This window comes from Nocardia sp. CC201C (assembly GCF_030010695.1).
Lineage (GTDB): Bacteria > Actinomycetota > Actinomycetes > Mycobacteriales > Mycobacteriaceae > Nocardia > Nocardia otitidiscaviarum.
The window spans coordinates 1-9,130 of sequence record NZ_JASCXP010000303.1; the positions used below are offsets into that span (position 1 = coordinate 1).

The following is a 9,130-nucleotide window of genomic DNA, read 5'->3' on the forward strand; positions in this document are numbered from 1 at the left end:
CAGGACTGGTCGACGTCCACCGCCATATCGGTGACCGGCCAGCCGTCCGCGCCCACCGGCCACACCCCGTCATCACGATGCAGGAACCCGATCGGGCCGTCGACCCGATCCCGTCCGCGCCACGCCGACCCCGCGCCGGTCACCGTACCCGCCCGGAATCCGGCACCAGCTTCCCCTGCTCCCGCAACATCTGGTGCGCAACGGATTTCGTGACGCACACCCCGACCTCGCACTCGATGTGCACCTGCATCGCCCGGTGCGGATCGCGCTGCGCCCATGCCGGACTCACGCAACTGACCAGCGTCGCGATGGAAATCGCGTCGGCGCCAACGGGAATGCTGACGAGATCCACACTCACCACCCCCGCAGCGGAAGATAGGTACGCGCGGACTCGGCCGCCAACCGCGCCTGAAGTTCGGCGACAGGCCGCCCGTGCCGGTGGCGCGGCGGCCGGTGCTGGTGCGTGGTGAGGGCAGCTAGCACGCCCGCAACGATGAGAATGATGGCGAGGATGTCCATTCCGCTTCCCTCCGATGCGATCGGTGATGTGGAGGCACCCTCGCCGAGGCGTCGAGACCATCTCGGTGCCGGGGCCACAAGAAGCCTCACACGCCCACTACCAGCCGAAGTACCAGAAAAGTGCCAGCAACTTGCCCCATCGCGCGCCGCCGATTCCGGATACGCTCGTAGGCGTACCTGTACCCGCCCACTCGGAGCGAGGTTCTCGACATGACCACCAACGGCATCGGCAGTCGTATCGCAGCGGAGCGCAAGGTCGCCGGTTTGACGCAGGAGGCGTTCGCGAACCGCATCGGCTACAGCAAGGGCATGGTCAGGGCGGTCGAACAGGGCCGCGAGCCCGCCTCGCCCGGTTACATCGCGAAGGCCGCTCTCGTGCTCGGCGTCGAGCCCGAACACCTGATGGGCACCCCGTACTACGACACTCTGGAAGAGGATGGGCCGCTCGATGGTCTGGCGGATCTGCGCGCCATCCTCGCCGAGGGTGCGTTCGTCCGGCAGGTGGAGCCAGCGCCGCTGCCCGAGCTGCGGGCACGCCTCACCACGATCGAGATCGCTCTGCGGAATGACAAGACACGCAAGGCTCTTGCCGAGTTGCCCGGTCTGATCCGCCAACTCTACGGGGCAGTCCATACCGGCGGCGAAAGCGATCAGGCCTATCGCATGCTGTGCTCCGCATGGATCGCGGCCGAGGGAGCTTGTACCCGCCTCGGCCACACCGCCCTGACCGCGCTGATCCTGGACCGCCTCGATTCGACCGCCGCGCATGTCGACGACCCGCTGATGACAGTGCGCAGCCTGATGAAACGTGCCCGCCTCCTCATGACACACGGCTCGACGGAGGTTGCTATGTCGTTGGTGGAAAAAGGTATCGGGCTCGCGGCAGGTCAGAGCGAGGCCGAGCGAGTGCTGCGCGGTTACGGGCTGCTCCGAGGCGCGATCGTTGCCGGACGCGACCGCAATCTCGACCTGGCTCAGCAGTTCGTCACCGAGGCCCGAGGACTCGCTCGGCCGATGCAATGCGAGAGCGACCTCTACACCACGGAATTCGGACCGGGCAATGTCGAAATCCACGCCTGTGCGGTCGAACTCGAGGCCGGGGATCCCGGCAAAGCCGCTCGCGAGGGTGCCGCCCTGCGACTCCCCACCGATATCTCCGCTACCCGTGCCGGACACCACTGGCAAGACAATGCCCGCGCCTGGATCCTCGCCGGTCAGCCGGACAAGGCATTGCACTCCCTCACCATGGCCCGCCGCATCGCCCCACAGCAGACCAAGCTCCACCCGAATGTCCGAGAGTCGCTGTTCGCCATCGCCGCGGCGGAGCGCCGGAAATCGGACAGCACAGGCGCGTTCGCCCGCTGGTTGGGTGTGACCCTCTAACGAGCGGACCGATCCGCTACGGCCATGCCCGCGAGATGCTGAGCGAGCTGTCGAAGAAGCCACCCACGGGCATGCGTACCGAGGTGCGCGAGCTCAGCCGGAAGGTCGGCGTCCGCGCCTAGCGAGCTATTGCCATGGATTGATGACCGGCACTCCGGCGGCTTCGAACGGTGCGGTGTCGCGGGTGGCGACGGCGAAGCCTGCGGCGGACGCGGTAGCCGCGATCATGCCATCGGGGGGAGAGATGGCCAATCCGGCGGCGCGGGCGGTGGACATGATGTGTGCGTATGCAACGGTGGCGTCCAGGCCGTAGGGCAGGATGCGGCCGGTGAACAGCGGCAGTATGGTGCCTTCCAACCGATCGAGGAGCTGAGTGCGGCGGCGGCCGGGGGGCATGACGGCCGCGCCGAAACGCAGCTCGCCGACGGTGATGGTGCTCAGATAGAGGGTTTCGACGCTTTGGGCGTCGATCCAATCAGCGACGTGCTGATTGGGAACCGGGCGCAGGGGTTCACTGATGACGTTGGTGTCCAGGATGATCACTAATCGAACTCCAGCGGCTCGGCCGGGGTGCGGTCGCGGTTGTCGAGCAAGGCGTGTTCCTCGTCGGTCAGCGCGAGTTCGCGGCCGATCTCGGCGAGCATCGAACCGAGCTTGATCCGCTCGGGTGGCTGTACGGCCTCGGCGAGAATGGCACGCATCTCCGCCTCGACACTGCGACCGTGGGTGGCCGCGCGTTGGCGAATCGCACGGTGCACCTCGTCGCTGATATTACGGATCGTCACATTCTTCATATGGCATCACCCATTCAATGTTGCCATCAATGATAGCAATCATCGGCAGACGCTATCACCGAAATCAGCGCCCGATCTCCGGGGTGAGGAAGGCTGCCAGCGCCGCCGCGTAGGCGGGGACGTCCGCCGCGCCCATCATCTCCCGGGCCGAGTGCATGGCCAGTTGGGCCGCGCCCACGTCGACGGTCGGCATGCCGGTGCGGGCGGCGGTGAAGGGGCCGATGGTGGAGCCGCAGGGGAGGTCGGCGCGGTGGACGTAGCGTTGCAGAGGGACGTCGGCTTGGGAGCAGGCCAGGGCGAAGGCGCCCGCGCCGGTGGCGTCGGTGGCGTAGCGGAGATTCTGGTTGACCTTGAGCACGGGGCCGCCGTTGACCTCGATGCGGTGCATGGGTTCGTGGCGGTCGGGGTAGTTGGGGTGGGTGGCGTGGGCCATGTCGCCGGAGGCGCAGACGGAACCGGCCAGGGCGGCGAGGTATTCGGCCCGACCGCCGCCGCGGCTCAGGACGATGCGCTCCAGCACCGTGGGCAGCAGCGAGGACTGGGCGCCGCGATCGGACTGGCTGCCGACCTCCTCATGGTCGAACATGGCCAGCACCGGTACCGCCGCGCCGGGTTCGGCGATGGCGGCGAGGAAGGCGCGCAGGCCCGCGAAGCAGGTGCCCTGATTGTCCAGGCGCGGCGCGCTGACCAGGTCCAGGTCGCGGCCGATCAGTTTGGCGGGCACCAGGTCGTGGGTCATGAGTTCCCAGCCGAGCACCGCCTCCGGGTCGATGCCGGAGCGTTCGGCGACGAAGGCCAGGAACGAGCGCGGTTCGACACCGACGCCCCAGACGGCATTCACGTGCCGCTGCGGGTCGAGTTTCACTCCGCCTCGGTCCTCGGACAGGTGGATGGCCAGCTGCGGCACCCGCAGGATCGGTTCGTCGATGCGAACCAGCCGCTCGCGCACCACATTTCCGTCGCGTACCGACAGTCGACCGGAGATGCCGAGGTCGCGGTCGAGCCACGAGTTGAGCCACGCCCCGCCGTAGGGCTCCAGCCCGACCAGCTGCCAGCCGGCGGACGCGAGGTCCGGATGCTGCTTCACCCGCAGGTTGGGGCTGTCGGTATGCGCCCCGATCACCCGGAACGGCGCGGCCTGCCCGCCCCGGAATCCGGACGGCGCCCCCGGCCCACCGTCGGCCCACGCCACCAGCGAACCGCCGCGCACCACGTAGTAGCGCCCCGCGCTGCTGGACGGCCAGGGCGCGGATTCCGACAGTCTCGTGAAGCCGTGATCGTCGAGTTCCGCCGCGACCGTGCGGCATACGTGGAACGGGGACGGCGAGGCGTCGATGAATTCGCACAGTCCGGCGGCGGTGGCAGCGGTCACGGAAACGGGCATGAGCCGATCCTAAGCAGTGACACTTCGCATCCGCCGCCCGGTATCCGAGCGGCGATACGACCGGCCGGGGCATGGCAGCCGGTCTCCAGACCCATCGGATGCGCCCGGACCGGCCGGTACCCGCCGTGGACACGAACTTCAGCCGCGAGCGCGGTCAGTCGGGTAGCGGGGTCTCCGCGACCTGCTCCAGCAGGCGCAGCAGCTCCTGATAGTTCGTCCCGCCGAGGCGGCGGCGGAGTTCGGCTTCGGCGCGCTGTTCCTCGGCGCGCACCTCCCCCACCAGGTCGACGCCGCGGCGGCTGAGGCCGATGAGGATGCGGCGGCGGTCGGCGGCGGCGGCGATGCGGAAGATGAGTCCGCGTTCGGCCAGGCAGTCGGCGTGCCGGGTGGCGGAGGAGGGGGCGAGCTGGGCGCGGGAGGCGAGTTCACTCATGGTGATACCGGTGTCGGCGGATAGATTGGACAGCATGGACCACTGATCCGGGGTGAGCCGACGGGCGGCGAGCGCCTCCTCGAGGTGACGCAGCCAACTGCGTTCCGCGGCCCGCAGGGCTCCATGCAGCGTGTTAATGCTGCTTACAATTGTCGCCATATTGTCCGCCCATCAATTTCCGCTCAACGAGAAGCAGAGTAACCGATGGTACCGCCGCCGGAGAATCCCGATCACAGTATCGAGATCCTCAACATAGTCCCGCTCCAGGGGCCCGGCGGTATCTTCGCACCGTCCTGTGAGGCCGCCATTTCTCTGGCCGCCGAAGAAATCAACAGTGGCACTGGAATTCTCGGCCGGGAATTACGCACGACGCACATCGACGGGGGCCGCGATCCCGAGGAGGTGGCACGGGAGGTGGAGGCGCTGCTGGCCACCGGCATGGTGCACGCCGTCACCGGCTGGCACACCTCGGCGGTGCGGCGGGCGGTGGCCCGGGTGACGGCCGGGCGGGTGCCGTACCTGTTCGCCACCGACAACGAGGGCCTGGATCAGGCCCCACCCGGATTGTTCCTGGTCGGCTCGGATCCGAGCCGCCAGATCCTGCCCGCCCTGCGCTGGCTGCGCCGCGAACTGGGGGCGCGCCGCTGGGCGATCATCGGCAACGACTACGTGTGGCCGCGGCGGACCGCCGAGGTGGTGCGCGCCGAGCTGGCCGAGGCCGGGCGGGAACCGCCGCTGCCGCTGGAGACGTTCGTGCCGCTGGGCACCGAGGATTTCACCGAGTTTCTGGCCGATCCGCGTCTGGATCGCGCGGACGGGGTGATCGTGCTGCTGGTCGGGGCCGATGTGGCGCGGTTCAACCGCCAGTTCACCCGGGTGGGGCGGGCCGAGCGGCAGCTGCGGGTGAGCCCGGCGGTGGATCAGAACGTGCTGCTCACCGGGGGCGCACCGGCCAACCGGAATCTGTATGTGCCGTCGAGCTTTTTCGTGAACGCGGGCGCGGACGCGGACCGGTTGGCCCGGTATCGACGGCTGCACGGTGAATTCGCGCCCGCCCTCACTAATTTCAGTAATACCGAGTACGAGGCGATCCACACCCTCCGGGCGATGGCGGAAGCGGCGGGCTCACTGGAGGTGAAACGCGTGCACGCGGCCGTCCAGGACGACCGCGTGCTCGAAACCCCTGCTGGGGAAAGGCGATTCGCCGGACAGCAGGTGGTGCTGCCCGGCTATATCGCAGCGGTCGACGGTGTCGATTTCGACATCCTGGACCGCATCTGCTGACTACGCCGAGACCGACTACGCCGAGACCAGGCTGTCCAGCACGGACAGGAACATGCCCAGGCCGTCGTCGCTGGGGCCGGTGAGCGCCTCGGTGGCGTGCTCCGGGTGCGGCATGAGGCCGACGACCCGGCCGTTGGCCGAGGCGATACCGGCGATGCCGCGCTGGGAACCGTTCGGGTTGTCGCCCGCGTAGCGGAAGACCACGCGGCCCTCACCTTCGAGCTCGTCGAGTACGGCCTCGGACGCCTGGTAGCGGCCCTCACCGGACTTGAGCGGGATGAGGATCTGCGCGCCGGGCTCGTAGCGGGAGGTCCACGCGGTATCGGCGGTCTCCACCTGCAACCACTGGTCGCGGCAGATGAAGTGCAGCCCCTCGTTGCGGGTGAGCGCGCCCGGCAGCAGCCCGGCCTCGCACAGCACCTGGAAGCCGTTGCAGATCCCCAGCACCGGCATGCCCTGGCCCGCGGCCCGCACCACTTCGCCCATGACCGGCGCGAAGCGGGCGATGGCGCCGCAGCGCAGGTAATCGCCGTAGGAGAAACCACCGGGCACGATGACCGCGTCGACACCCTTCAGGTCGGCGTCGGCGTGCCACAGGCTGACGGCCTCGGCACCGGCGATGTTCACCGCGCGGGCGGCGTCGACATCGTCGAGCGTGCCCGGGAAGGTGATGACACCGATGCGCGCGCTCACAGCCGGACGACCTTCCAGTCCTCGATGACGGTGTTGGCGAGCAGCGATTCGGCGATCCGCTCGAGCTCGTCGTCGCTGACGTTGTCGTCGACATCGAGTTCGAATCGCTTGCCCTGGCGCACATCCGAGATGCCCGGGTGTCCCAGGCGCCCGAGCGCGCCGACAATGGCCTGACCCTGCGGATCCAGGATTTCGGCCTTCGGCATCACCTCGACCACGACACGTGCCACGTGTTGCTCCTAAAGCTGGTGGGGGTTTACCTGATCAGCGTAATTGCCGCCGCTCGAGAACACCTCGCCGGGGCCACTCGACCGTGCCGCTCACCACAACCTGCCGGTTCGCGGCGCGTCTCGGTTCTGGACCGACCGGAGCGGAGGAGCGAAGCGGGAGAGCGTAGGGAGGGAAGAACCGAGACTTCCAGCGCCGCGGACCCGCCCGGAGCGAAGCGGAGGGGCAATATACACAGTATGCGCATAGCCCATTTCGGACACTCCTGCATTCTCGTGGAACTGCACGGCACGAAGATCCTGTTCGATCCCGGCAACTTCTCGCACGGTTTCGAGGGCATCACCGGATTGGACGCCATTGCCGTGACCCATCAGCATCCCGACCATATCGACCCGAATCGGATAAGCGAACTTATCGAAGGCAATCCTAAGGCGCGATTGCTTTCCGATCCGCAGACCGCGCAGCAGCGGGCGGAACCCTGGGAAGCCGTGCATGCCGGAAATGTCTTGAAAGTTGGAAATGTACAAGTAACCGGCGGTGGTGGCCGCCACGCCGTCATCCACCCCGAGATTCCGGTCATCGACAATACGGTCTTCCAACTCGGCACCCCGGACGATCCGGCCGAACTCGTCCACCCCGGCGACTCGCTGTGGGTGCCGCCGGTCCCCGTGGGCGTCCTCGCCCTGCCCGCCGTCGCGCCGTGGATGAAGATCAGCGAGGCCGTCGACTACCTGCGGGCCGTGAACCCCCGCACCGCGTTCCCCATCCACTACGGGATCATCGCGGACGCGGCGCAGGGGATCTACTTCGGCCGACTCAATGAGATGACGCCCGCCGGAACGGATTTCCGGGTCATCGAGCCGGAGGACCACACCGAGTTCTAATCCGCGTACGACGCCAGGAACAGCGCCTCCGCCAGCGCCATGTGCTCGATCTCGGTCGGATCCACGCTCTCGTTGGGCGCGTGGATCAGGCATTTGGGCTCCTCCACCCCCAACAGCATGATCTCGGCGTCCGGGTAGGTGTCGGCGAAGACATTGCACAGCGGGATGGCTCCGCCCTGCCCCTCGGTCGTGGCCGGGCGACCGTAGGCGGCGGCCAGCGCGGCCTCCATGGCGGTGCGGGCCGGTCCCCCGGCCGCCGACGTGAACGGCGCGCCGACGCCTTCCGTCTCGATCGTCACCCTGGCGTGCCAGGGCGTGTGCCGCTTCAGATGCGCGGTGAACAGCCGCAGCGCCTGCCCCGGGTCGGTCCCGGGCGGAATCCGCAGATTGAGCCGGGCGGCGGCGGTGGGCTGGATGGCGGCTGACGACCCGACCACCTTGGGTGCGTCGATGCCGAGCACGGTCAGCGCCGGGCGCGCCCAGAGCATATCGGCGGGCGACCCGCTGCCGACCAGCTCCACCCCGGGCAGCACGGTGGCGTCGGCCCGGAACTGCTCCGGCGGATACTGCACCCCGTCCCACACCTGATCGTTGGCGAGACCGTCCACGGTGGTGTTGCCGTGCTCGTCCCGCAGGGTCGCCAATAGGTGGATGAGCGCCGCCAGCGCGTCCGGCGCGGCGCCGCCGAACGTGCCCGAATGCATGGGGCTGCCGAGGGTTTCGATGGTGACCACGATATTCACGTTGCCGCGCAGGGTTTCGGTGAAGGTGGGTACGCCGACCGCGAAATTGCCGGTGTCGCACATGAGGATGGTGTCACTTCGCAGCAGGTCCACGTGCTGCGGCACGAATCGCTCCAGCCCGCCGGTGCCCTGTTCCTCCGAGCCCTCCGACACCAAGGTCAACCCCACCGGGAAACCACTGTCCCCCAGCACTTCCCGTAGCGCCCGCAGCGCGGTAAGGTGCATGACGATATTGCCCTTGCAGTCCGCCGCCCCGCGCCCGTACCAGCGCCCGTCCCGTTCGGTGAGCTGCCACACCGGCGTATGCCAGGCCGCGTCGTCCAGCGGCGGCTGCACGTCGTAGTGGCAGTACAGCATGATGGTCGGCTTCCCGGCGGGTGCGGCGCGGCGGGCCACCACGGTGTCGGTGCCGTCGGGGGTGGTGTGCAGTCCGGCGTCGGTGAGCCCCTCGGCGGCGAAGGCATCGGCCACCCACTGCGCGGCCTTTCGGCATTCTTCGGCCGGGAACTGGCGGGGGTCGGCCACCGACTTGAACGAAACCAGTTCGGCGAGATCGGCTTTCGCCTGTGGCATGTATTTGCGCACGGCGGCGCGCAGTGCGGCGGTGCGCGGATCGTCTTCCGCCTCGGCGGTATCGGTCATAGTCAGCTCCTGACTTACTGGTTGCCTTGGGATTTCAGCGTGTCACCGGTTCTCAGTGTTCCCGTTTCCTCCAGGTAGGCGGCGAGCCGATCCGGGCAGTAGGTCTCGATGGCCAGGGCGGTGGGGGGCCGCCCCCCCGCCCC

Annotated in this window: 11 protein-coding genes; 3 read left to right on the forward strand and 8 right to left on the reverse strand. The window is 68.3% G+C overall.

Going from position 1 to position 9,130, the window contains the following annotated elements:
* Nucleotides 1-139: 139 nt before the first annotated feature.
* Nucleotides 140-352, reverse strand: a complete 213-nt coding sequence (locus tag QK444_RS25995) for a hypothetical protein (protein ID WP_029926459.1) — start codon at nt 350-352, stop codon at nt 140-142.
* Between the two features lie 377 nt (nt 353-729).
* On the opposite strand from QK444_RS25995, the gene QK444_RS26000 reads away from it, so the two are divergent.
* Nucleotides 730-1,902, forward strand: coding sequence for a helix-turn-helix transcriptional regulator (locus QK444_RS26000; RefSeq protein WP_282784597.1), 1,173 nt, complete (start codon nt 730-732; stop codon nt 1,900-1,902).
* A 126-nt stretch (nt 1,903-2,028) separates the two neighbouring features.
* Here QK444_RS26000 and QK444_RS26005 read toward each other — a convergent pair whose 3' ends face one another.
* The 4 genes from QK444_RS26005 to QK444_RS26020 form a co-directional block, all read right to left on the reverse strand.
* On the reverse strand, nt 2,029-2,445 hold the full coding sequence (locus QK444_RS26005) for a type II toxin-antitoxin system VapC family toxin (RefSeq protein ID WP_282784599.1): 417 nt from the start codon (nt 2,443-2,445) through the stop codon (nt 2,029-2,031).
* Complete coding sequence (locus QK444_RS26010; RefSeq protein WP_282784601.1) at nt 2,445-2,696, reverse strand: Arc family DNA-binding protein; 252 nt, start codon at nt 2,694-2,696, stop codon at nt 2,445-2,447. The genes QK444_RS26005 and QK444_RS26010 overlap by 1 nt, the downstream gene beginning before the upstream one ends.
* A 64-nt stretch (nt 2,697-2,760) precedes the next feature.
* A complete protein-coding gene (locus QK444_RS26015; protein WP_282784603.1) occupies nt 2,761-4,080 on the reverse strand; it encodes a M18 family aminopeptidase in 1,320 nt (439 codons plus the stop codon).
* A 154-nt stretch (nt 4,081-4,234) separates the two neighbouring features.
* The gene (locus QK444_RS26020) at nt 4,235-4,672 is read right to left on the reverse strand and encodes a MarR family transcriptional regulator (protein ID WP_282784605.1); all 438 of its coding nucleotides are present in this window, start codon (nt 4,670-4,672) and stop codon (nt 4,235-4,237) included.
* A 45-nt stretch (nt 4,673-4,717) separates the two neighbouring features.
* Between QK444_RS26020 and QK444_RS26025 the strand changes: the two genes are divergently transcribed.
* Nucleotides 4,718-5,797 carry a substrate-binding domain-containing protein gene (locus QK444_RS26025; protein WP_282784607.1) on the forward strand — a complete coding sequence of 360 codons (1,080 nt, stop codon included), beginning with the start codon at nt 4,718-4,720 and terminating at the stop codon, nt 5,795-5,797.
* A gap of 15 nt (nt 5,798-5,812) precedes the next feature.
* Here QK444_RS26025 and purQ read toward each other — a convergent pair whose 3' ends face one another.
* Both purQ and purS read right to left on the reverse strand, forming a co-directional pair.
* Nucleotides 5,813-6,490 carry a phosphoribosylformylglycinamidine synthase subunit PurQ gene (purQ, locus tag QK444_RS26030; RefSeq protein ID WP_282784609.1) on the reverse strand — a complete coding sequence of 226 codons (678 nt, stop codon included), beginning with the start codon at nt 6,488-6,490 and terminating at the stop codon, nt 5,813-5,815.
* Entirely contained in the window at nt 6,487-6,720 is a 234-nt protein-coding gene (gene purS, locus QK444_RS26035; RefSeq protein ID WP_029926445.1) for a phosphoribosylformylglycinamidine synthase subunit PurS, read from the reverse strand. Before purS ends, purQ begins: the two co-directional genes overlap by 4 nt.
* Before the next feature lie 237 nt (nt 6,721-6,957).
* Between purS and QK444_RS26040 the strand changes: the two genes are divergently transcribed.
* On the forward strand, nt 6,958-7,602 hold the full coding sequence (locus QK444_RS26040) for an MBL fold metallo-hydrolase (RefSeq protein WP_282784612.1): 645 nt from the start codon (nt 6,958-6,960) through the stop codon (nt 7,600-7,602).
* On the opposite strand, the gene QK444_RS26045 is transcribed toward QK444_RS26040, so the two are convergent.
* A complete protein-coding gene (locus QK444_RS26045; protein WP_282784614.1) occupies nt 7,599-8,987 on the reverse strand; it encodes a dipeptidase in 1,389 nt (462 codons plus the stop codon). The genes QK444_RS26040 and QK444_RS26045 overlap by 4 nt on opposite strands.
* Between the last annotated feature and the right edge of the window lie 143 nt (nt 8,988-9,130).